The sequence below is a fragment of the Rhizobium sp. P44RR-XXIV genome, from assembly GCF_001999485.2.
Taxonomy (GTDB): Bacteria; Pseudomonadota; Alphaproteobacteria; order Rhizobiales; family Rhizobiaceae; genus Rhizobium.
Genome location: NZ_MPVZ02000026.1, coordinates 136,199 through 157,219, shown reverse-complemented (window position 1 = coordinate 157,219; position 21,021 = coordinate 136,199). Strand labels below are relative to the sequence as shown.

Below are 21,021 nucleotides of genomic sequence, written 5' to 3'. Positions count from 1 at the left end.
GCCGTCAAGGAAACGTCCCGTCGTCTCGCCGATGGGACGGCCAACCTGATGCTTCGGATTCGGTCGGCAGTAATAGGCGCAAATACCCCAGATGCTCTCGGCCGGGATTGCTTTTCCTATTGTTGATAGATTTTATAGAAAACTAATTGCTCCCGGGATGCGGCTTTCGGGAAATGCCGTTGCTTGAGATCGTCGCTTCGACCCGATACGTTGGGTCATCCGGCTGAGCTTGTAGGGATAGTGGGAATGAATATGAAAACGTCCGTGGCGATGGAGAAGGCGGTGCCCGTCGCCGATCCCGATGCTGTGCGAACCGAATTTCGCAACGCCATGGCGCGTATGGCGGCAGCCGTGAATATCGTCACGACCAACGGTCCGGCAGGGCTTGCCGGTTTTGCCGCGACTGCTGTCTGCAGCGTCACCGACAACCCTCCGACCTTGCTCGTCTGTCTCAATCGCGGTGCTTCGGTTCATCCTGCCGTGACCGAGAATGGCGTGCTCTGCGTCAATGTTCTGTCCGAAGGTCACCAGGACCTGTCACGTCTCTTCGGCGGCAAGACGCCTGTCGCCGAGCGCTTCGCCGCGGCCGCATGGTCGGAACTGTCGACCGGTTCGCCTGCGCTCGAGGATGCACTTGTTTCGTTCGACTGCCGTATCGTGCGCCAGGCCGATGGCGGGACGCATGACATTTTGATGTGTGAGGTCGATGCCATCCGGCTGCGCGATGGCGGGCAGGGGCTCATCTATTTCGACCGGGCCTATCACCCGGCCGGATAACCCTTTTCCTCAGTAGTTTTCCTGATACCACTCGACGAAGCGGCGCACGCCGACATCGACGTCGATCTGCGGCTTGAAGCCGGTGAGCGCCACCAAGAGGTCCGGCACGGCATAGGTATTGTGAACATCGCCGGGCTGCATCGGCAGCATATGGCGGATCGCCTTCTTGCCGAGCATCGTCTCGATGGTTTCGACGAAGGTCATCAGCCCCACCGGCTGGCCGCCGCCGATATTGACCACGCGGAAGGGCGCGTTCTTCGACAGCGTATCGGTGATCGTCTCCGATACCACCCGGTTTTCTTCTGATGGAATGACGCCGATGAGCCTGATGATGCCTTCGACGAGATCGTCGATATAGGTGAAATCGCGGCTCATCTTGCCTTCGCCGTAGATCTCGATCGGCCTGTCATTCCTGATGGCATCGACGAATTTGAACAGCGCCATGTCCGGGCGGCCCCAGGGGCCGTAAACGGTGAAGAAGCGGAAGGCGGTCGTCGGGATATTGAAGAGATGGGCGTAGCTATGCGCCATCAGCTCCATGCTCTTCTTCGTCGCCGCATAGATCGTCATCTGCTCGTCGGCCTTGTCGCTTTCGGCGAAAGGGATCTTTTCGTTGGCGCCATAGACGGAGGAGGTGGAAGCCAGCAGCAGGTGCTTCGGCTGCAGGTTTCTCGCCAGTTCCAGGATATTGAATGAACCAATGAGATTGGAATCGACGTAGGAGCGCGGATTTTCGAGGCTGTAGCGAACGCCAGCCTGGGCCGCGAGATGGACGATCACGTCAGGCTCGGCAAGCTCGGCGGCGTGATCGAGCGCGGCCTTGTCTTCAAGCATCCCGGTGACAGCTTTGAAGCCGTTGGAACGCGCGAGAATGGCCGTGCGCTTCTCCTTGAGCCTGACGTCGTAATAGGGCGTCATGCCGTCGAAGCCGACGACGAAATGGCCCTCGTCTAGCAGGCGCCTGGCGAGGTGAAACCCGATGAAGCCGGCTGTGCCGGTGATGAGATAACGCAATGGATCGGCCTTTGCTTGAAGCATTTCCAGGAAAGTGCGCAGCGGTTTTCCGCCCGGAAATACGTAGACGTTCTAGAGTTCGGCGCCGTTCATCGGTCGGCCGATGCTGGTATAGGCAAAGCCGTGCTTTGTGACCTCGTCATGGCGATAGATGTTTCTGAGGTCGACAAGGACGGGCGATTTCATGACGGATTTCAGCCGCGCGAAATCCAGCGCGCGGAACTGGTTCCATTCGGTGACGATGACGAGGGCATCGGCGCCGCGAGCGGCGCCATAGGCGTCATCGGCATAGGTGATATCGTTCAGAACAAGCTGGGCATTGTCCATGCCCTCCGGATCATAGCCGCTGACGGTTGCGCCGGCGTCCTGCAGGGTCTGGATGACCGAGATCGCCGGGCTATCGCGCATGTCATCGGTGTTCGGCTTGAAGGTCAGGCCCAGGACCGCAATCGACTTGCCCCTGATATCGCCGCCCATCGCCGCGATCACCTTGCGGCCCATAGCGCGCTTGCGGTTGTCGTTGATGGAGATCGTGGTTTCGATCAGGCGCACGGGCGCGTCGAAATCCTGCGCGGTCTTTGCCAGCGCCAGCGTATCCTTCGGAAAACAGGAACCGCCATAACCGGGGCCGGCATGCAGGAATTTCGAGCCGATGCGGCCGTCAAGGCCGATGCCGCGCGATACCTCCTGCACATTGGCGCCGACCTTCTCGCAAAGATCGGCCATCTCGTTGATGAAGGTGATCTTCATAGCGAGGAAGGCGTTGGCGGCGTATTTGATCAGTTCCGACGTCCGGCGGGCGGTGAAGAGCAGCGGCGCCTGGTTGAGATAGAGCGGGCGGTAGACTTCGGTCATGACGCCGCGGGCGCGGTCGTCATTGAGGCCGATGACGATGCGGTCCGGACGCTTGAAGTCCTCGATGGCAGCACCCTCGCGCAGAAATTCCGGATTGGAAACGATGGCGACATCGGCCTGCGGATTGGTTTCGCGCACGATGCGCTCGACTTCGTCGCCGGTACCGACCGGGACGGTCGATTTCGTGACGATGACGGTGAAGCCCTTGACGTGCTCGGCGATTTCGCGGGCAGCGGCGTAGACATAGGATAGGTCGGCATGACCGTCGCCGCGCCTTGACGGCGTGCCGACGGCGATGAAAACGACATCGCTGTCGGCGACGCTCGTCTCGACATTTGTCGTGAAGGAGAGGCGGCCGGCGCGAACATTGTCTGCGACAAGCTGCTCCAGGCCGGGTTCGAAGATCGGGATCTCGCCGCGTTGCAGCGCCTCGATCTTGCTTGCGTCCTTGTCGACGCAGATGACGTCATGGCCGAAATCGGCAAAACAGACGCCGGACACGAGCCCTACATACCCGGAGCCGATCATCGTGATGCGCATGAAACTTCAATCCTCTTGCTGGCGCAGGCTCCGGCGTCGGGACGCGGAGCCTGCATGGGCGATCGCCTGCGCTTATACACAGGATCAATGGGCACGCCTATATCCGATGCTCCCGCCAAAGGAATTGCGACAGAAGTGTCATAAAGAGCTGATCGTGCCCGCGTCATTCTACTGCACCTTTACCTGTGCCCCAAATGAAACGAAGCCTTTGTACTTTAAGGCTATCATTGCCTATCGCTTGTGATTGGCATCATGTTGCCGCATGATGAATTGGGCGCAATCGTTCCTTTCGGAGCGGTTATATAATGGGTGGTTCGGGACTATTGCATGAAGTCGACTTTTGCCGTGCGTACAATGCGGGCCGGGGAATTGGAGCTCGCTCTCGAATGGGCTCGGCAGGAGGGATGGAATCCCGGCGTCGATGACGCCCATGCATTCTGGGAGGCGGATCCGTCAGGTTTCCTGATCGGCGCGATCGGCGAGGTGCCTGTGGGTTGTATCTCGGCGGTGCGCTACGGCGAGAGCTTTGCCTTCATCGGTCTTTACATGCTGCATCCGGAGTTTCGCGGCAAAGGATATGGCAAGCAGCTCTGGAACAAGGGCATGGCGCTTGCCGGCAATCGTACCGTCGGGTTGGACGGTGTCGCCGCGCAGCAGGGCTATTACCGCCAGCACGGCTTTGAGGTAGCCTACCGCACAGTGCGTTACGGCGGCATCCCCAAGGTGCTGGATGCAGGGGAGCAGGCGACACAGGTAACGCCGGTCACGCATGGCAAGCTTCAGGGACTATTGCAATACGATGCCACAATTTTCCCCGGTTTGCGGCACTCCTTCATCAGAGTCTGGTGCGATGCGCCGGAAAGACGCAAATCCTTCATGGTCGGCGGCGGCAGCAGAGTTCGTGGCTATGGCACCATCCGACGCTGTTTTCACGGTTACAAGGTCGGCCCGCTATTTGCCAACAAGCCGGAGATCGCGCGCGCTTTGCTGGCGCGCCTGGCCGCCGAGGCGAAGGGAGCCCCGATCTATCTGGATGTGCCGGTAGACAATCTTCACGCCGTCAGGCTTGCCGAGGAATTTGGCCTGTCGCCGGTGTTCGAGACGGCGCGGATGTATCGTGGTCAGGCGCCGGAAATACCACTTGATCGCGTGTTCGGCGTCACCACGCTGGAACTCGGCTAGTCGGGACCGCGCCGCGTTAGTCACGGGCGCGATTTTAACCTTAACAAACGATTAATCGCCAGATCAGGGCCTTAACCGGCCTCGTGATGCTGCATGTTCGACGCCGCCGTTATATAGATTATCCGGGGCGCCAAGGGGGAATTGAGCATTGAAATGCTCACTTTCTGTATTGGAGTCGGGTTATGCATGTAATGGAAACTATTAACCGCCAGACCTGGCGTAATCCTTGGGCTTTGCGGGATTATCGTCGCAGTAGCGGCTATCTCAACGAAGGCGAGCGTGCCGCCTTTGCTATCGCTGCTCCGCAAATGGGCAGGGGACGCATTCTCGATATTGGCGTCGGCGGGGGCCGTACAGCCGGTCTCTTGCGTGCGATTGCGAGTGACTATGTCGGTGTGGACTACACACCCGAGATGGTCGAGCTTTGCCGTCATAACCATCCGGATCTCCGTTTCGAGGTCATGGATGCGCGTGATCTGTCGGCTTTCGGGGACGCCAGCTTCGATCTGGTCGTCTTCAGCTATAACGGCATCGATTCCGTCGACGCATCCGGCCGGCTTGCCGTTTTGCGCGAGGCAGCGCGTGTGCTTGCCTCCGGCGGCGCCTTCGTCTTCTCGACATTTCATCGCAGCTGGCATGGTTTTGAACATCAGGTCGATTATCGCCGCCTGGAGTGGACACCTAATCCGGTGCGGCTCGGCCTCAGGACGCTCCGTTACGTTGAGGGCCGCATCTCCGGCACGCTGCGCCAGCGCCGCCTCAAACCTTTCGAGCAGCGTGACGGCGAGCATGCCGTTCTGTTGCACGGGGCTCATGATTTCGGTGTCATGGTCTATGCGACGACGCCATCACAGGTGCAGTCGCAACTGGCCGAGGCCGGCTTCGCCATGCCGGCATTGCTGCTCGATCTGGACGGAAACGCGATCGGCGATGTCGCATCGCCCGACCATGAATATTTCCATGTCGTCGCGCACAAGCCAGGTCCCTGAGAGGCGATCGATCCTGGCCGGGCAAAGCCAGTCCTTGGGCTTGTCCGGCCTCCTTGCGGGAAAAATCCTGTTGGGGGCGCTGATTCGTCATGCAAAAAGCCGATTCTCCTGAGACAACAGGGTCGCTTTCCCAAAAACAAAGCTTTATAGATGCGCGGGTTTGAGCAAGGCGCGCCTCCGTGCGCAGGAAGCGGGAATCGAGAAATGACGAATGTGGTAGTGATCGGCTCGCAATGGGGCGATGAAGGCAAGGGCAAGATTGTCGACTGGCTTTCGGAACGCGCCGATGTGATTGTACGCTTTCAGGGCGGCCATAATGCCGGTCATACGCTTGTCGTCGACGGCGTCAGCTACAAGCTCGCGTTGCTGCCCTCCGGGCTGGTGCGCGGCAAGTTGAGTGTCATCGGCAACGGCGTCGTGGTCGATCCGCATCATTTCGTTGCCGAGGTCGACAGGCTGCGTGCCCAGGGCATCGCCGTCACGCCTGACGTGCTGCGTATCGCCGAGAATGCGCCGCTCATTCTGTCGCTGCACCGCGATCTCGACGCCTTGCGCGAAGATGCGGCCTCCAACAGCGGCACCAAGATTGGCACGACGCGCCGCGGTATCGGCCCGGCCTACGAAGACAAGGTCGGCCGTCGCGCCATCCGCGTCGTCGATCTGACCGAGCCGGAAACGCTGCCTGCCAAGATCGATCGGCTTCTGACCCACCACAATGCCCTGCGTCGCGGCATGGGTCTGGATGAAATCTCGTTCGATGCCCTGCACAACGAGCTGACCTCGGTTGCGGAGCACATTCTTCCTTACGTCGATCAGGTTTGGCGGCTCCTCGACGAGCAGCGCAAGGCCGGCGCCCGCATTCTGTTCGAAGGTGCGCAGGGCGCATTGCTTGACAACGACCACGGCACCTATCCGTTCGTGACCTCTTCCAACACGGTTGCGGGCCAGGCTGCCGCCGGCTCCGGTCTCGGCCCGACGGCGCTCGGCTATGTGCTCGGCATCACCAAGGCCTATACGACCCGCGTCGGCGAGGGACCGTTCCCCTGCGAACTGCATGACGAAATCGGCAAGCATCTGTCGGTCGTCGGCCGCGAAGTCGGCGTCAACACCGGCCGTCCGCGCCGCTGCGGCTGGTTCGATGCCGTGCTGGTGCGCCAGACGGTCAAGACCTCGGGTATCACGGGCATTGCGCTTACCAAGCTCGACGTGCTCGATGGCCTTGACGAGCTGAAGATCTGCGTCGGCTACAAGCTCGACGGCAAGGAAATCGACTATCTTCCGTCCAGCCAGGCAGCTCAGGCGCGTGTCGAGCCGATCTACATCACGCTTGAAGGCTGGAAAGAGTCGACTGTCGGTGCGCGCAAATGGGCAGATTTGCCGGCGCAGGCGATCAAGTATGTCCGCCAGGTGGAAGAGCTGATCGGCGCGCCGGTGGCCATGCTTTCGACCAGTCCGGAGCGCGAGGACACCATACTTGTGACAGACCCCTTTGAGGGCTAAAGTCCCGAACCTATGACGAATCCCGGCCCGGCTGCCCGCCGGGCATCATGAGAAAGTACTGATGGCGGATTTTGTAGCAGTCATTCGACGGGCCGTTGACGGCCTGACGGAAAATAATCCCGAGATGCGGGTCAAGGTTTACGATCGAGCTCGTGGTGCCGTTCAGCGGCAGCTCGAGAGCATGAAGCCGCGCCCGCCCGAGGAAATGCTGCGCCGCCAGCTCGATAAGCTTGAAGCCGCGATCATCGAGGTTGAAGCCGAACATGCCGAGGCGCTGCCGGCGGGCGAGGAGCCCGTGGCCGAAGCGCCCGTCGTGCATGAGGAGATTGCTCCCGAGCCCATCCAGGAAGCTCATGTCGCCGAGGAGCATCATCCGGAACCACATGCGGAAGAGCCGGAGCCGGTTGCTGCCGAAGTTCATGTCCATGCGGAACCGGCCGTCGAGCAGAGCGTGCCATATGAGCACGCTCCCGCAGAGCAGTGGAGCGAGCCTTACCAGGACGAGCAGCACGCTCCGGCAGAGCATCATGCTGTTGCCGAACCTCATGTCGAGGTTCACGAGGCTGCCGCTCCCGAGGCTGCCTATCACGATGAGCCGCAACACCATCCGGAAGAGCCGCAGCATTATGCGGAGGAGGCGCCGGAGGTTGCCGCCGAGCCCGTCCATGCTGCGCCTGTGCGGCCAGCGGCAAGAGCGCCGGTTGACGATGTCATAAACCAGGTCGAACAGATCTGGGCCGAGGTTGACGCACCGGCTCGTCAGGCCGCGCCGGAGCCGGCGGTTTCATATCCCAACGAGCCGACAATGCCGGCCGCGGCCTTTGCCGAAACACCCTTCGGGCATGCCATCGAGACGCCCGAAACCACGAAGGCGCCAGCACCGGCGGCCAATAAGGGCTTCGTCTGGGATGCGGATGTCTTCGAAGAGATCCAGCCTGCGCCGTCTGTCTCGCAACCGGTGCAGCCCACGAGCCGGCAGATGCCGGACAATGCCTTTGAGGACGTCGATCTCTTCGCCGATGTCCATTCGTCGCGCAAGGCGGCACCCGAGGCCGATGCTGCCAATGACGGATGGCGCGAGCTTAAGGAACTTGCCGGTTTCGACAAGCGTGCTGACGATGGACGAAGCGGTGCGTCTTCCATTCCGCCCGATCTTGATCAGGCCATGGCCGCGAAGCTGCAGGGCAAAAGCTTCCGCATGGAGCCGAAGCGCCGCCGCGTCAATGTCGCCGGTATCGTCATTACGCTTGTGGTCCTGGCTATCGCCGGCGGTGGTGGCTATGCGGCATGGCTGAACCGCGAAGCGCTCAACAATATGGTGACGAAGCTCGTCAGCTCCGCGCCGAAGAGTGCAGCAACGCCTCCTGCTTCGGATACGGCAAGCAACAGCGCGGCGAAGACCGCCCCTGCCGCGGCTCCCGCCCAATCTTCGACGGCGCCGGCGCCGAACAACACGGCTGCCGCCCAGCCGCCGGCAGCTGGCAATACGGATGTTGCCGCGCTGAATAGCGATCCGAACACGGTCAATACGAAGTTCACCCAACGGCTTCGCGCGGATGGCACGGAAGAGGACGAAGGCCCCGCCGCAAACGGCCAGCCGGGTGTTGTTGAGGGCAAGTCCATAGCCGAACAGAATGTGGCTTCCACGGCCCCTGCAGCCGCAGCGGCGACGTCTCCGGCCGCCACACCTCCGCCTGCAAACAATGCAGCCGTGCCGCCGCAGGCCAGACACCTGCTGCGACGGCTCCGGCCTCGACGGCCCAACAACAGGCCCCGGCCGCCAATCAACAGCAAACTGCTGCCAATCAGCCGCCGCCCGCGACACAGCAGACGGCTCCGGTTACCGACGGCCAGAAGGTTTTCCTTTATGAGGAACGCCTTGGTCAGACGTCGCCGACCGCCTTCCAGGGTACGGTCAGCTGGTCGGTGCAGGAAGGCAAGGGTGCCGATGGGCGGCCTGAGCCCTCCGTTCAAGGTCTGATCAGCGTTCCTGAGCGCGGTTTGACGGCAACCATCACCGTTTCCAGAAACGGGGACCCCTCGCTTCCGGCGAGCCATCTGATCGAACTGGCTTTCCAGGTACCTCCGAATTTCGAGGGCGGCGCGATCGATAATGTCCAGCGCGTTGCGCTGAAGGCGACGGAACAGGATCGCGGTGATGCCCTCATTGCCGTCCCGGCCAAGGTCACCGACGATGTCTATATGGTCGCGCTCAACGATTTCCCGGATGCGCGCAAGACCAACCTTGATCTCCTGAAAACCCGCAACTGGATCGACATTCCGGTCGTCTATCGCAATGGCCGCCGCGCCTTGCTGACGATGGAGAAGGGCCAGACCGGCACGGATGCCTTCAACAAGGCCATCACCGAATGGCAGGCGCTAGGCGGGGTTGCTTCGAGCGGACAGTAAGATTTCCCTGACAGGGATACGAAAAAGGCGGGCTTGCGGCCCGCCTTTTTTATGTGTTTATCAATTTTAGAAATCGAGACCGTCAGGCTGTCGCTTCAACGACGCGGAGCGCCTTGGCGCGCTCCAGGGCGTCCTTCTGCACGGCCTCCTGGACCTTTTCGAAAGCACGGACCTCGATCTGGCGAACGCGTTCGCGGCTGATGTCGAACTCGGACGAAAGATCTTCCAGCGTGACCGGATCTTCGGCGAGGCGACGTGCCTCGAAGATGCGGCGTTCGCGGTCGTTCAGCACACCCAGCGCGCGAGAAAGCATCCGGCGGCGCGTGTCGAGTTCGTCCTGTTCGATCAGTACGTCTTCCTGGCTGTCGTGATCGTCGACAAGCCAATCCTGCCACTGGCCGGAATCGCCTTCGGAAGCCTTGATCGGCGCGTTCAGCGAAGCGTCGCCGGAGAGGCGGCGGTTCATCGAAACGACTTCCTCCTCCGAGACGTTCAGCTTGGTGGCGATCTCGGTGACATGTTCCGGCTTCAGGTCGCCGTCATCAATGGCCTGGATACGGCCCTTCAGCCGGCGCAGGTTGAAGAACAGGCGCTTCTGATTGGCGGTCGTACCCATTTTCACCAGCGACCAGGACCGCAGGATATATTCCTGGATCGAGGCCTTGATCCACCACATGGCATAGGTTGCCAGGCGGAAGCCGCGTTCCGGGTCAAACTTCTTGACAGCCTGCATCAGGCCGACATTGCCTTCGGATACGACTTCGCCGATCGGCAGGCCGTAGCCGCGATAGCCCATGGCAATCTTCGCCACGAGGCGCAGATGGCTTGTGACGAGCCTGTGCGCGGCCTGACGGTCGGCATGTTCCGCATAGCGCTTGGCGAGCATGTACTCTTCCTGCGGTTCCAGCATCGGGAACTTGCGGATCTCGTCCAGATAACGATTGAGGCCGGCTTCTCCGGCAGCGATGGACGGTAAGGTATTACGGGCCATGAATGTGCACCCTCCTATTCGAGATTTGGTACCTTCTGGGGGCGTATTGCGCCTTCTGCGAAGCGGACCAAGGCGTGCGAGCCACAAGGACCCCGCACTGAACCTATGTAAAGATAAGTACGGCGAAACGGTGATTCAAGGATATGGTCACGCAAGTGTTACGGCGACGTGACCTGATTGGCCCCGTCGTGAAATCGCCCTTGGGATTCTCCTCCCGAATAACCCCGTCCCACAAAGTCTGGCCATATCAGCCTCCAAAACGAATAAGCGTTTCGACAACTGAGGGCGCGCCGGGGGTTCGGACCTCTGGCTGACACTATAGGGCGATAAGGTACGGGCGTCCAGCAACCTTTGCCGGGGAGACGGTCGCCTATGCTCTCAAGGCTGCCGCCAATTCTTCCATATCATCGGGCAATGGCGCCTCGAAATGCATGACCTCGCCAGTGCGCGGATGCTCGAATTGCAGCATGTAGGCATGCAAGGCTTGGCGCGTGAAGCCATTGAGAACTTGCCTGGCCGCCTCGGGCAGGAGATTGGCCTTGGTCTTGAAGCCGCCGCCATAGACGGCGTCGCCGAGCAGCGGATGGCCGATATGGGCCATGTGCACGCGGATCTGGTGTGTGCGGCCGGTTTCAAGATGGCAGTCGACCAGCGAGGCCAGGGCAAGCGCGTCCTGCCCTTCGTTGAAGCGCTCCAGCACTTCATAATGCGTGATGGCTTCATCGGCGTCCTGTGAACCAGGACGCTTGACGGCGCGGCGTGTCCGGTCGGCGGTTGAGCGGCCGAGCGGTGCGTCGACGGTGCCGATGAGCTGGCGGGGGCGGCCCCAAACGATCGCCTGGTAGGCGCGTTCCAGCGATGTCGTCCGGCCGTGATCGGCAAATTGCAGAGACAGGTGACGGTGCGCGGCATCGTTCTTGGCAACGACCATCACGCCCGTCGTATCCTTGTCGAGCCGGTGGACGATGCCCGGTCGGCGTACGCCACCAATGCCGGAAAGGCTATCGCCGCAATGGTAGATCAGCGCGTTGACCAGAGTGCCCGTCCAATTGCCGGCAGCGGGATGGACGACGAGCCCGGCGGGCTTGTCGATGACGATCACGTCCTCGTCCTCGTAGAGCACGTCGAGCGGAATATCTTCGCCCTGTGGTGTCGGGTCCTCCGGCTCAGGCAGCGCGATCTCATAGACGTCGCCAGGGCGCACCTTTTTCTTGGCGTCGGTCACCGGCTCGCCGTTCAGCAGCACGGCTTCCGCTTTGATCAGCGCCTGGATGCGGCTGCGGGAAAATTCCGTCCCGAACTGTGCGGTCAACCATGCATCAAGCCGGCCTTCGGCGCTTTCGTCAGCGGTTAGGACTTTTCTATTGCTCTCGGCTTCTTTAAAGGGGTCGCTCAAACGTATTTCTCCGGCGCCTCTGGGCGCGCTCAATCAGCAAGGACGCATCGATGACAAATCTCGAGCCAGACGATCAAGAGGAAAAGCCCCTCGATCCGGCCCTGGAGAAAGTCCGACGCAAGATGATCCGCCTGCAGATCGTCTCCGCGGCCGTCATGGTGGTGAGCCTTATGGCCGTCTTCGGTGCTGTTGTCTACAAGACGATGAAACCATCGGCAAAGCCGGCAGGGCAGGCGACCGCCAACATTCCTTCGGATGCACCGGTTGCCGTGACGGCTCTGCTGCCGGCGGGCTTTATCGTTCAGTCCACCGCCTTGTCGGGAAATCAGGTGCTGTTCTACGGCACGCTCGCCAGCGGTCAGCGGCAGGCTATCGTCTTCGACTACGGTATCGGCCGTATCGTGGCGACCATATCGCTGCCGAACTGACGCCTGACGATGACGAGCGATCGGCTCATCGAGATCACGCATCCCGACGATCCGCGCATCGCCGAGTTTCGTGATATCCGCGAACGTGACCTGACGGGCCGCGAGAGCCGTTTCATCGCCGAAGGCACCGTCGTGTTGCGACTTCTTGCCGGCGCACATGCGGTAGGGGGCGATTTTATCGCCGAGAAAGTGCTATTGCTGCAGAACCGCGTTGCCGGACTGAGGGATATCGTGGACGCGTTACCAGCCGATGTTCCGATCTATGTCGCGACATCGGAGGTGCTTGACGGCATCGTCGGGTTTCATCTGCATCGCGGCGTTCTGGCACTCGGTCGCCGTAAGGCGGAAGCCGAACTCAGCGCCTTCCTCGACCGCCTGCCGCAACAGGCACTCGTGCTTGCCGGGTGCGGCATCTCCAATCATGACAATATGGGGTCGATGTTCCGCAATGCGGCCGCCTTCGGAGCCGATGCGGTGCTGCTCGACGAGAGCTGCTGCGATCCGCTCTATCGAAAATCGCTGCGCGTTTCCGTCGGTTCGGTTTTGACCATGCCCTATTGCCGGCAATCGCGTGATGTCGACCTGCTTGCGGCGCTCGCCGATCGCGGTTTTGCGATCTGGAGCCTGTCGCCGCGTGGAAAGGTGGATATTCGCGATGTCGAGGCATCGGACCGCATGGCGCTGGTCGTGGGTACGGAGGGAGACGGGCTGCCGCAAAATATCCTGTCCGCCTTCAACAGCGTGCGGATCCCGCAGGCTCCGGGCCTCGACAGCCTGAACGTCGCAACCGCCAGCGGCATTGCACTTTTCGAGATGGCTGCAAGGATCAAGCGCGTCTGAATAAAGCGCTTGCGGTGCTAATCAGGGATGCTTCGGCAGCAATGACGCCACCCGGTCGGCAAGGCTGATGCGGGCTGCTTGCTCGGCGGGATCTTTATTCCCCTGCAGAAGATCGGCTATCGGTGAGGCATTGCCTTCTTTGAGTGCTGTCAGCGCCACCATGTTGGCAGCAATCGTCGCGATCTCCTCCCGCATTGCCTCATCATGTGCGGGCGAGCGGGCTTTCAGAAGGCGATCCGAGAGGGCCGCGGCCCGATTGCGGACCTCCTCCGTCATTTTTACGATGTCATCTTCCACTGTGCGTTCCGGTTTGGCTGCGTTCGTCTGATCGTCGGCGGCAGCCGGAATCATGGATACTGCGGAGAGTTTCGGCGTCTTGGCCGGCTTTTTCGGTGGCGCGATGCCAGCGGCGCGCAGCGCCTTGCCGGCCTCTCTCGATTCCTTGACGGCGGCTTCCAGCCGTTCCCTCAGGCGGACAACGTCCTGAGCGTGCCGTTCTATCGCGGTTTCCTTGTCGGCGTTGCCGGCGATCTCGCGGTCCAGCCGTTCTTCCAGCCGCTTGTTCTTGTCGCTTTCCTGTCGATGAGACTGCTCTGCATCCACCGCTCGCAGGCTGGCGGCATTGAGGTCCTCACGAAGCGTCTCGCGCTCGTCCCGCAATGTGTTGATGCGCAGCTTCAGGCTCTCGATCTCCGTCTCCCGGGTCGCAAGGTCGATCTTGAGGTTGTCCGCATCGGCGGCCATCTTGGTCATGCGCTTGCGCAGGCCGTCGATATCGGCTTCCTTCTCCAGGCTAGCCTGTTCGGCAGAATGGATGCTGGATTTGAGCTGGCTTATATAGCTTTCCTCGCGCCGCAAGCGTGAGCGCAGTTCTCCCGCTTCGACTTCGAGATCGTCGATGCGCGTCTGCTGCTCGGTATTGCCGGCGACAAGCCGGCTGGCCTCCTGCTGAAGCTTGCCGTTGTGGATCTGCAGCGCCACGGTCTTGTCGCGCTCCTGGGTCAGAGCCTGCTCGGCCCGGGCGTTTTCCGCGGCAAACAGTGCGCGTGCCATATCCTTCTGTGCCCGCACTTCCTGCGGGCTTAGCGGCATGGTCGCCTTCAGGCGCTTTTCGGTGAACCAGACGATACGGCGATGGATTGCTGGCGCTATCATGAAGATCAGAAGCGCGGCAGTCAGAAAGCCCAATCCGAACAAGAGAGCAAATTGAATCACGACGCGGCCAGTATCCTGGGGTTATTTTCGATCTCGATGAAATGAATAATCATGGGTCGGGCATGCGAGCAAGTGTTTAAATCGGATATGGTTTACCGGCGCGGGCCGGATTTACTGAAAGAAAAGGCCCGCAATTTGAGCGGGCCAAGTCAGTAGCTGCCTGGGAGGCGATGTGAACAGCAGGCTTAGAAGGGATTCCAGGTCGCGTTGGGTGTGACCTTCAGGTAGCCCATGTTGACGCCGAGACGGGCGCCAAGGCCGGTGCGGATCGGCACAAGGACGATATTGTTGTTCTTCAGGACGGTCATGCCGAAACCTGCAACGACGAAAGCCTGACCGCTAACACCGCCAAAGCGGGTATAGACGCTATCGATGCTCGGCAGATCGTAGACCAGCATCATGACGCGCGTGCCCTGGCCGCCATAGTCGAAACCGAGCGATGGGCCCTGCCAATAAAGCGGGTGCTCGCCGGCATTCTTGGTGTTCAACTGACCTTCGCCATAGGTGAGGCCGGCGAGAAAGGCGCCTGAGCCTTCCTGGCCGAGAATATAGCCGTTTGGCAGGCCATATTGCTGGAAGGCGCGCTCGATAACCTTGGCAAGGCCGCCACTGGCGGAGCCGAAGAAGGAATGGCCGGCATCGACGATTTCCTGCGCCGAATATTGATTGTTCGGCGCGGCGGCAGCCTGGCGGACCGGCAATATGAAGCTTGCGAATGCAACAATGGCCAGGATCAGGCCGAGGCCAAGCGTCCTGGTGCCGGGGCTTGGCATTCTCTTCAGGAATTCATAGCGCATCAAAGTCATCCGTTCATCATGGTCGGTGCGATAGGGAGCGGATGTGCAACACATTCGTCTGAACGCGCCACACTCGGCTCGCCCCCTTTTTCAGACCGTTTTGCCCATCCATCGCAGCACGATTCGCGTGCGAAAAGGTCTGATGGTGATGAATGCATTTTGCGTCGATGGTCTTAACAATCGGTTTACCAAATATGGTGTCTTTATGGCGTGCGGTACACCGCCTGAGACAATCCTCGGGCAACCTTGCCGTGGCAACGTGGAATCTACTGCGTTTCGCCTTGTCAGCATTCAGGAGACAATGAATGTCGAAGAATCCGAACCTCACTCTAACCGGGCCTGATCTGGCCGCGCTGCTATGCAGCCGCGTCTGCCATGATGTGATCTCGCCGGTCGGAGCGATCAATAACGGCCTGGAGCTGCTCGACGAGGGCGGCGCCGACGCCGACGCCATGGATCTGATCCGCACCAGCGCGCTCAATGCGTCCGTCCGCCTGAAATTCGCCCGTCTTGCCTTCGGTGCTTCCGGCTCAGTCGGCGCATCGATCGATACGGGCGAGGCCGAGCGGGCAGCGAAGGATTTCGCCGCTGCCGAGAAGAAGACCGAGGTCAGCTGGGTCGGACCGCGCGCCATCATCGCGAAGAACCGGGTCAAGCTGTTGCTCAACCTTTTCCTCGTCGCCTACGGGGCCATTCCACGTGGCGGCAATATCGAGGTGACCCTGGAAAATCCCGAACTCGACGCCAAGTTCACGATCGCCGTCAAAGGGCGGCTGATGCGTGTGCCCCCGAAATTCGCCGAGATCTGCTCCGGTGCCCTGGAAGAGGCGATCGACGCCCATACGATCCAGCCCTATTACACCGTTCTTCTTGCTGAAGAGAGCGGTATGGAGCTCTCCTACAATGTGACGCCGGAAGAGCTGACCTTCGTCGCAGAGATACCGACCAAATAGACGGATTGAGCTTTTTGTGTCTTTCAGCCCGCGGTCACCCCATGGCCGCGGGATTATTTTTTCGTGTGTGTCGATAATTTGCAATCTTATGGTTGTCCGCTCAATTGATAATGTAGCGGTAACGAATCCTTAGCATGCTGGTCCTATCGTTCCAATTTGATGTCGCCGTTGCAATACGGGCGGCGGGTGCCAGGGAGTTCGCGGATGCAGCGGTTCATGATTACGGATAGTTCGGATGTCGTGCGCAAGGTCGGCAAGCGAATCCTGTCCGAGCTGGATTTCCTCGTGAGCGAAGCCGGTGATGCCCAGGAGGCGCTGGTGCGCTGCCAGGCCGAGATCCCGGACTATCTGATCGTCGATGCCGGCATGGAGGGGGCACTCGAACTGATTGCCAATATCCGTGCCCTGCCGAACGGTAAGGATGTGAAGATCTATTATTGCGTCGTGGAGGCCGATCTCCGCAAGCTGATGGCCGGAAAGCGGGCTGGCGCCACCGACTTTCTGCTGAAGCCCTTCGATCGCAAGATCCTGACGGCCATCTTCGGCAATCGCGCCGTCGCTGCCTGATTTCATTAGAGCATTTTCACTTTTCCTCGAATTGCGAAAGCGCTCTATCTCCTTGTTCTTACGCATTCCAGACGGAAAACCGCTGCGCACCTTTCCTGGAAATGCTCCCTGAATTCTCGAGAAAATAACAGCCGCCCTTTTGGAGCGTCTGTTATTTTTTGCGGTTCCACCAACAAAAAATCCCGCCGGCGACGGCGGGATTTCTATGTATGGGCGGTAATGGCGGGCAGGCGGCTTTAAGCGCTTTCGGCGAACTCGTTATTGTCGGGTTCGCGCAGCACGTAGCCACGGCCCCAAACAGTCTCGATGTAGTTCGCGCCGCCGGCGGCATTGGCCAGCTTCTTGCGCAGCTTGCAGATGAAGACGTCGATGATCTTCAGTTCAGGCTCGTCCATGCCACCATAGAGATGGTTCAGGAACATTTCCTTGGTGAGCGTCGTACCCTTGCGGAGCGAAAGCAGCTCCAGCATCTGGTATTCCTTGCCGGTCAGGTGCACGCGCTGGCCGCCGACTTCGACGGTCTTGGCGTCGAGGTTGACGATAAGCTCGCCGGTCATGATCACCGACTGGGCATGACCCTTGGAGCGGCGGACGATGGCGTGGATACGGGCAACCAGCTCATCCTTGTGGAACGGCTTGGTCATGTAGTCGTCGGCACCGAAGCCGAGGCCGCGAACCTTGTCCTCGATGCCGGCCATGCCGGAGAGGATGAGGATCGGCGTCTTGACCTTCGAAAGGCGCAGCGTGCGCAGCACTTCGTAGCCCGACATATCCGGAAGGTTGAGATCCAGAAGGATGATATCGTAGTCGTAAAGCTTTCCGAGATCGACGCCTTCTTCACCGAGGTCGGTGGTATAGACGTTGAAACTTTCGGACTTGAGCATCAATTCGATGCTCTGCGCTGTCGCGCTGTCGTCTTCAATTAATAGAACCCGCATAATTGTCCCCTTTACCGCCGCCGAAAGGTCGTCAGCCCCCTTACGCGATACCGATCAAATCACTGCTTGATTTGGAAGCTGCCATGTAATGGTTAACAAATTCTGATTCACTCTGGCAAGTCGTATCGAATTTATTAAATAATTTTTCCATTGCACTGTTTTCCAACGACAATCAGTAAAATCGACTCCTAAAGTATCGCGTTAAGAACTCACGCCAAGTGATTCATCTGACTCATCAATGCAAACATGTCGAATTCCGACCGAAACATTTACTGAGCCTTAAATCATTACGCCTATCATTAACGATGCCCGTAAACGAAAGGTTACCAGCGGTAGGCTTTTATTAAGATCGCTGTAATTTTTTTTAACCAAGCCGTGTCAAAGCGGCTCGGCGGGCGGAGATATCGAGAGCCGGGGTCTCGCATCACGGGAGTAATGCGTATGAAGTCACGTGAGAGCCTAGTTCGCCTGAAAGAGTTTCAGGTGAACGAAAAACGCCGTCAGCTGCAGCAATTGCAGATGATGATGGCGGAATTTGACCGTATGACAAAGGATCTGGAAAGCCAGATCGTGCTGGAAGAAAAGAAGTCCGGCATTGCCGACCCTAACCACTTCGCTTACCCGACCTTTGCCAAGGCCGCGCGCCAGCGCGCGGACAACTTGCAGGTGTCGATCCGCGAGCTGCAGGTTCAGGAAGAGGCTTTGGAACACTCGCTGGAAGACATGCAGGCGGAATATGCCAAGGCCGCAGCGCTCGAAGAGCGTGATGGTTCAGGTCCTGCAAGGGCGCGCGCCTGAGGTCGTAAACGCGTCGTCTTGTTTCGATCCGCGTCATTCCATTCCGACACAAAGCTCAGCTTCGGAATGTGCGGGATGACGAAAACGACACGAAAGCCGCGCATGACTGGCCGTGACAGGGCCGGTCATGCGGGGCTTTTGCATCTGCGGGTATCAGTTGGATCGAAGGAACCGGCGTTCCCGCGCCGGACGGCTTTGTGCCTAGGCGATGTCGCGTTTGTGTTTAGTGCTTACGAGTTGATGACGTCGCGCCAATCGTCGTGACGTTGCGCCTGGGCCTTGAAAAACGGGCAGAGCGGAATGATTTTCCAGCCGCCGCGCCGCGCTTCCTCGACGGCGTGAGCGGCCAGTGCCTGGCCGACTCCCTTGCCGCGCAAAGCGTCAGGCACTCCGGTATGATCGATGATGATCAGCTTCGGGGAGGTACGGGAAAATGTCATTTCCGCCTCATGACCCTCGACGGTTGCGACATACCGGCCGCCGGATGCGTTGTTTTCATTGCGAATATCCATGATCTCGCTCCCTAACCTTGTTTCATGCGCTAAGGATTGCATTTGCTCGGCAACCTGCCAACTGCTCTATTTCACATCATGCGGCATAGTGCCGGCGAATTTCGATCAATGGGCGATCGTCCCAGACCTGCACCTCGATGAAGGCATTCGGTCCTCGGCGCTCTCTCGGCAAGGCTGGATCGGGAAAGCCGTATCGGGCAACCATTTCGGTAATCTCCGCGAATGTGAAGACCCGCCCATGCCAAGGGTTGCCAGAGCCATCCGCCGGATTGTTTGCCGGACAGCTTTCCATACTGTCGGGGAATGTGAATGTGATCGCATCGACGTCGAACAAGGCAAGAGGGAGAACGATCGAAGCCGGGCGGGATTTGTCCCATCCATTGGCCATATCGCCGAGGAAGAAATAAAGGGGGCGCGCGAGCTGCGTCTTGCCGATTTTTCGGTTGCGTTCAGCGATGAGCCAATCTTCGGTGCGCAATCGCCGTGCCAGATAATTTGCCTTGAGATAGGCATGCCCGCCGCTGCGTATCGAGGCGATGATCCGCTCCGCATCCTCGCTTGGCAGGCAGCAGATATTTTGCAGCAGACCCCGATCTGGGTCGAAGTTGTGGGTGATCACCGTCGGCAAAGTGTGAAGTAGCAATGGCCCGAATCCCCGTATCCGGCCGGCTACCTCTAGCACGCGAGAGCCTAGGCGAAAATTCTGGAGTTGATGGAGGCTGCCGCATGCCATCTCGCCACAAGTGCGTAGATCTGGCTTGAGGCGCAGCTCCTCAAGCAATTCGGGCCTCTGTCCCGTATGGGGAGAAGAGGCCCGAATACAAGTTCAAACAAAATGGAGTGCTGTTGCTACTGTCAGTGGCGATACTGCTGTATGCGGGTCGTCCGCAGCCCGGCCAGGCCATGGCTGCTGATGGACGACTGCCAGGAGAGGAACTCTTCGACGGTCAACGTATAACGTTCGCAGGCTTCTTCCAAGCTGAGCAAACCACCACGCACGGCGGCGACAACCTCTGCCTTACGACGAATGACCCAGCGGCGCGTATTCGGCGGCGGAAGGTCTGCTATCGTCAGCGGGCTGCCATCGGGGCCGATGACATACTTCACTCGGGGACGTATCATTTCGGTCATTGGACTCTCTACACACACTCAAGACCACGAGAGGCACTCTATCTTGCCACATTTAAAAATTGCCTAAGCACATAGTAAGACTTTGCTAAGAATTTTAAGGAGTGTGGCCGGCAACTGATTTGCTTTTGATGCAACCGGATAAAATGCCGGCTAACCGCCACGATTTCAGGGGGATGCGGCAGCCGTCCTATAAGTTTTTGTCAGTGAAAACTTACGCTTTCGGGGCGAGAATCCCGATGTCTTTCCCGCCAGACGAGAAGATTACCCCACTTCTCGACAGTCGTTTCTATGCGGGAAGGCCGATTTTCTTTCCGCCCCAACAGATGAAATGCGGGTTTGCGAAGTCGCTATCCCCGGTCTGGTCGATCTTGCCGTAAGCAAGCGGCGCGCGTCGACGGTCACGGTAGCGCCACCGGCAGCACGCAATACGGCATCACCGGCGGCCGTGTCCCATTCCATGGTGCGGGCGAAACGCGGATAGACATCGGCCTTGCCTTCGGCAAGCAGGCAGAATTTCAATGAGGAACCGATCGATGTGCAGGCGGAGACTGCATTATCGCTCAGAAAACTCTCCGTCTTCGCGTTGCTGTTGCAACGGCTGGCAAGCGCGGTCAAATTGACCGGCCGCTCGCGCACGGCGATGGTGGTGCGGTCTGTCACGACAAAACGGTCGTCGACAACAAGCTTGCGGGCTCTGCCCGGCTCGCCGGTAAAGGCTATTCCGAGGGCTGGGGCATAGACGATGCCGGCGACGGGAATGCCATTCTCGATATAGGCGATGTTGACGGTGAATTCGTCTCGATGCTCGATGAATTCGCGCGTGCCATCCATGGGGTCGACCAGGAAGAACGAGTGGCCGCGAATATCCGGAACCCTGCCGGCGGACACAGATTCCTCGGCAATAACAGGAATATTCGGGAAATCCCGCGCAAGGTGTTCGAGAATGATATGTTCGGCGCGCTCGTCGGCGAGGGTGACGGGGCTCATGTCCTGCTTCACGGCAACAGCGTAGCCGGCGCGGTAGACCTCCAATATGGCCTTCCCCGCTTCGAGCGCCGCCTTTTCAAATGTCGCAAGCATTGCCTGTTCGTCTTCCGCGCCACATTCGCGCTTCAAGTCTCCGGACATTATAGATAGGAATTCGCGAAGGTGGAGTTTAGAGCTCAAATAATCCGGCTGCTTCCGGCTT

General features: G+C 59.5%; 19 protein-coding genes and 2 pseudogenes. 10 read left to right on the top strand and 11 right to left on the bottom strand.

Going from position 1 to position 21,021, the window contains the following annotated elements; genetic code table 11:
* Positions 1 to 270: 270 nt before the first annotated feature.
* A complete protein-coding gene (locus BSK43_RS09640) occupies positions 271 to 777 on the top strand; it encodes a flavin reductase (protein WP_234906253.1) in 507 nt (168 codons plus the stop codon).
* A 9-nt stretch (positions 778 to 786) separates the two neighbouring features.
* Here the strand turns inward: BSK43_RS09640 and BSK43_RS09635 are convergent, their stop codons facing one another.
* Together BSK43_RS09635 and BSK43_RS09630 are read right to left on the bottom strand one after the other, a co-directional pair.
* The gene (locus BSK43_RS09635; RefSeq protein ID WP_077469704.1) at positions 787 to 1,791 is read right to left on the bottom strand and encodes an NAD-dependent epimerase; all 1,005 of its coding nucleotides are present in this window, start codon (positions 1,789 to 1,791) and stop codon (positions 787 to 789) included.
* 72 nt (positions 1,792 to 1,863) lie between these two features.
* On the bottom strand, positions 1,864 to 3,186 hold the full coding sequence (locus tag BSK43_RS09630; protein WP_077469612.1) for a UDP-glucose/GDP-mannose dehydrogenase family protein: 1,323 nt from the start codon (positions 3,184 to 3,186) through the stop codon (positions 1,864 to 1,866).
* A 327-nt stretch (positions 3,187 to 3,513) separates the two neighbouring features.
* Between BSK43_RS09630 and BSK43_RS09625 the strand changes: the two genes are divergently transcribed.
* The 4 genes and pseudogenes from BSK43_RS09625 to BSK43_RS09610 all read left to right on the top strand — a co-directional run bounded on the left by BSK43_RS09625 (position 3,514) and on the right by BSK43_RS09610 (position 9,266).
* Positions 3,514 to 4,368, top strand: coding sequence for a GNAT family N-acetyltransferase (locus tag BSK43_RS09625; RefSeq protein ID WP_077469613.1), 855 nt, complete (start codon positions 3,514 to 3,516; stop codon positions 4,366 to 4,368).
* Positions 4,369 to 4,559: 191 nt separating this feature from the next.
* Complete coding sequence (locus BSK43_RS09620; RefSeq protein ID WP_246662525.1) at positions 4,560 to 5,357, top strand: class I SAM-dependent methyltransferase; 798 nt, start codon at positions 4,560 to 4,562, stop codon at positions 5,355 to 5,357.
* Between the two features lie 204 nt (positions 5,358 to 5,561).
* Positions 5,562 to 6,857: an adenylosuccinate synthase gene (locus BSK43_RS09615; protein WP_077469615.1), complete on the top strand. Its 1,296-nt coding sequence runs from the start codon at positions 5,562 to 5,564 to the stop codon at positions 6,855 to 6,857.
* A 61-nt stretch (positions 6,858 to 6,918) separates the two neighbouring features.
* Positions 6,919 to 9,266 (top strand): annotated as a pseudogene (locus BSK43_RS09610) (hypothetical protein).
* Between the two features lie 82 nt (positions 9,267 to 9,348).
* On the opposite strand, the gene rpoH reads toward BSK43_RS09610, so the two are convergent.
* Positions 9,349 to 10,257 carry an RNA polymerase sigma factor RpoH gene (gene rpoH / locus BSK43_RS09605; protein WP_068401550.1) on the bottom strand — a complete coding sequence of 303 codons (909 nt, stop codon included), beginning with the start codon at positions 10,255 to 10,257 and terminating at the stop codon, positions 9,349 to 9,351.
* Between the two features lie 370 nt (positions 10,258 to 10,627).
* A complete protein-coding gene (locus BSK43_RS09600; protein ID WP_077469617.1) occupies positions 10,628 to 11,653 on the bottom strand; it encodes an RluA family pseudouridine synthase in 1,026 nt (341 codons plus the stop codon).
* A gap of 50 nt (positions 11,654 to 11,703) precedes the next feature.
* Between BSK43_RS09600 and BSK43_RS09595 the strand changes: the two genes are divergently transcribed.
* Positions 11,704 to 12,081 carry a hypothetical protein gene (locus BSK43_RS09595; RefSeq protein WP_077469618.1) on the top strand — a complete coding sequence of 126 codons (378 nt, stop codon included), beginning with the start codon at positions 11,704 to 11,706 and terminating at the stop codon, positions 12,079 to 12,081.
* 9 nt (positions 12,082 to 12,090) lie between these two features.
* Complete coding sequence (locus tag BSK43_RS09590) at positions 12,091 to 12,921, top strand: RNA methyltransferase (RefSeq protein WP_077469619.1); 831 nt, start codon at positions 12,091 to 12,093, stop codon at positions 12,919 to 12,921.
* 21 nt (positions 12,922 to 12,942) lie between these two features.
* Here BSK43_RS09590 and BSK43_RS09585 read toward each other — a convergent pair whose 3' ends face one another.
* Both BSK43_RS09585 and BSK43_RS09580 read right to left on the bottom strand, forming a co-directional pair.
* Entirely contained in the window at positions 12,943 to 14,136 is a 1,194-nt protein-coding gene (locus BSK43_RS09585) for a hypothetical protein (RefSeq protein WP_077469620.1), read from the bottom strand.
* 185 nt (positions 14,137 to 14,321) lie between these two features.
* A complete protein-coding gene (locus tag BSK43_RS09580) occupies positions 14,322 to 14,933 on the bottom strand; it encodes an EipA family protein (RefSeq protein ID WP_068401540.1) in 612 nt (203 codons plus the stop codon).
* 305 nt (positions 14,934 to 15,238) lie between these two features.
* On the opposite strand from BSK43_RS09580, the gene BSK43_RS09575 reads away from it, so the two are divergent.
* Together BSK43_RS09575 and BSK43_RS09570 are read left to right on the top strand one after the other, a co-directional pair.
* Entirely contained in the window at positions 15,239 to 15,886 is a 648-nt protein-coding gene (locus tag BSK43_RS09575) for a histidine phosphotransferase family protein (protein ID WP_068401537.1), read from the top strand.
* 204 nt (positions 15,887 to 16,090) lie between these two features.
* Positions 16,091 to 16,453 (top strand): response regulator, encoded by a 363-nt coding sequence (locus BSK43_RS09570; protein WP_077469621.1) that lies wholly within the window; start codon positions 16,091 to 16,093, stop codon positions 16,451 to 16,453.
* A gap of 236 nt (positions 16,454 to 16,689) precedes the next feature.
* Here BSK43_RS09570 and ctrA read toward each other — a convergent pair whose 3' ends face one another.
* Positions 16,690 to 17,391 carry a cell cycle two-component system response regulator CtrA gene (gene ctrA / locus BSK43_RS09565; protein WP_068401532.1) on the bottom strand — a complete coding sequence of 234 codons (702 nt, stop codon included), beginning with the start codon at positions 17,389 to 17,391 and terminating at the stop codon, positions 16,690 to 16,692.
* A gap of 441 nt (positions 17,392 to 17,832) precedes the next feature.
* Here ctrA and BSK43_RS09560 point away from each other — a divergent pair, with 441 nt between their 5' ends.
* Positions 17,833 to 18,189 carry a flagellar export protein FliJ gene (locus tag BSK43_RS09560; RefSeq protein ID WP_068401784.1) on the top strand — a complete coding sequence of 119 codons (357 nt, stop codon included), beginning with the start codon at positions 17,833 to 17,835 and terminating at the stop codon, positions 18,187 to 18,189.
* Between the two features lie 230 nt (positions 18,190 to 18,419).
* Here the strand turns inward: BSK43_RS09560 and BSK43_RS09555 are convergent, their stop codons facing one another.
* The 4 genes and pseudogenes from BSK43_RS09555 to cysQ all read right to left on the bottom strand — a co-directional run bounded on the left by BSK43_RS09555 (position 18,420) and on the right by cysQ (position 20,912).
* Complete coding sequence (locus BSK43_RS09555) at positions 18,420 to 18,701, bottom strand: GNAT family N-acetyltransferase (protein WP_068401529.1); 282 nt, start codon at positions 18,699 to 18,701, stop codon at positions 18,420 to 18,422.
* A 76-nt stretch (positions 18,702 to 18,777) separates the two neighbouring features.
* Positions 18,778 to 19,344, bottom strand: coding sequence for a hypothetical protein (locus BSK43_RS09550; protein ID WP_136686822.1), 567 nt, complete (start codon positions 19,342 to 19,344; stop codon positions 18,778 to 18,780).
* Positions 19,345 to 19,556: 212 nt separating this feature from the next.
* On the bottom strand, positions 19,557 to 19,832 hold the full coding sequence (locus BSK43_RS09545; protein ID WP_034476390.1) for a DUF1153 domain-containing protein: 276 nt from the start codon (positions 19,830 to 19,832) through the stop codon (positions 19,557 to 19,559).
* A 286-nt stretch (positions 19,833 to 20,118) separates the two neighbouring features.
* Positions 20,119 to 20,912 (bottom strand): annotated as a pseudogene (gene cysQ / locus BSK43_RS09540) (3'(2'),5'-bisphosphate nucleotidase CysQ).
* Positions 20,913 to 21,021: the final 109 nt, after the last annotated feature.

Coding starts and splice junctions, on each gene's coding strand:
- BSK43_RS09640 (WP_234906253.1), top strand. CDS start 271: ATGGAGAAGGCGGTGCCCGTCGCCGATCCCGATGCTGTGCGAACCGAA.
- BSK43_RS09630 (WP_077469612.1), bottom strand. CDS start 3,186: ATGCGCATCACGATGATCGGCTCCGGGTATGTAGGGCTCGTGTCCGGC.
- BSK43_RS09625 (WP_077469613.1), top strand. CDS start 3,514: ATGAAGTCGACTTTTGCCGTGCGTACAATGCGGGCCGGGGAATTGGAG.
- BSK43_RS09620 (WP_246662525.1), top strand. CDS start 4,560: ATGGAAACTATTAACCGCCAGACCTGGCGTAATCCTTGGGCTTTGCGG.
- BSK43_RS09615 (WP_077469615.1), top strand. CDS start 5,562: ATGACGAATGTGGTAGTGATCGGCTCGCAATGGGGCGATGAAGGCAAG.
- rpoH (WP_068401550.1), bottom strand. CDS start 10,257: ATGGCCCGTAATACCTTACCGTCCATCGCTGCCGGAGAAGCCGGCCTC.
- BSK43_RS09595 (WP_077469618.1), top strand. CDS start 11,704: ATGACAAATCTCGAGCCAGACGATCAAGAGGAAAAGCCCCTCGATCCG.
- BSK43_RS09590 (WP_077469619.1), top strand. CDS start 12,091: ATGACGAGCGATCGGCTCATCGAGATCACGCATCCCGACGATCCGCGC.
- BSK43_RS09580 (WP_068401540.1), bottom strand. CDS start 14,933: ATGCGCTATGAATTCCTGAAGAGAATGCCAAGCCCCGGCACCAGGACG.
- BSK43_RS09575 (WP_068401537.1), top strand. CDS start 15,239: ATGTCGAAGAATCCGAACCTCACTCTAACCGGGCCTGATCTGGCCGCG.
- BSK43_RS09570 (WP_077469621.1), top strand. CDS start 16,091: ATGCAGCGGTTCATGATTACGGATAGTTCGGATGTCGTGCGCAAGGTC.
- ctrA (WP_068401532.1), bottom strand. CDS start 17,391: ATGCGGGTTCTATTAATTGAAGACGACAGCGCGACAGCGCAGAGCATC.
- BSK43_RS09560 (WP_068401784.1), top strand. CDS start 17,833: ATGAAGTCACGTGAGAGCCTAGTTCGCCTGAAAGAGTTTCAGGTGAAC.
- BSK43_RS09555 (WP_068401529.1), bottom strand. CDS start 18,701: ATGGATATTCGCAATGAAAACAACGCATCCGGCGGCCGGTATGTCGCA.
- BSK43_RS09545 (WP_034476390.1), bottom strand. CDS start 19,832: ATGACCGAAATGATACGTCCCCGAGTGAAGTATGTCATCGGCCCCGAT.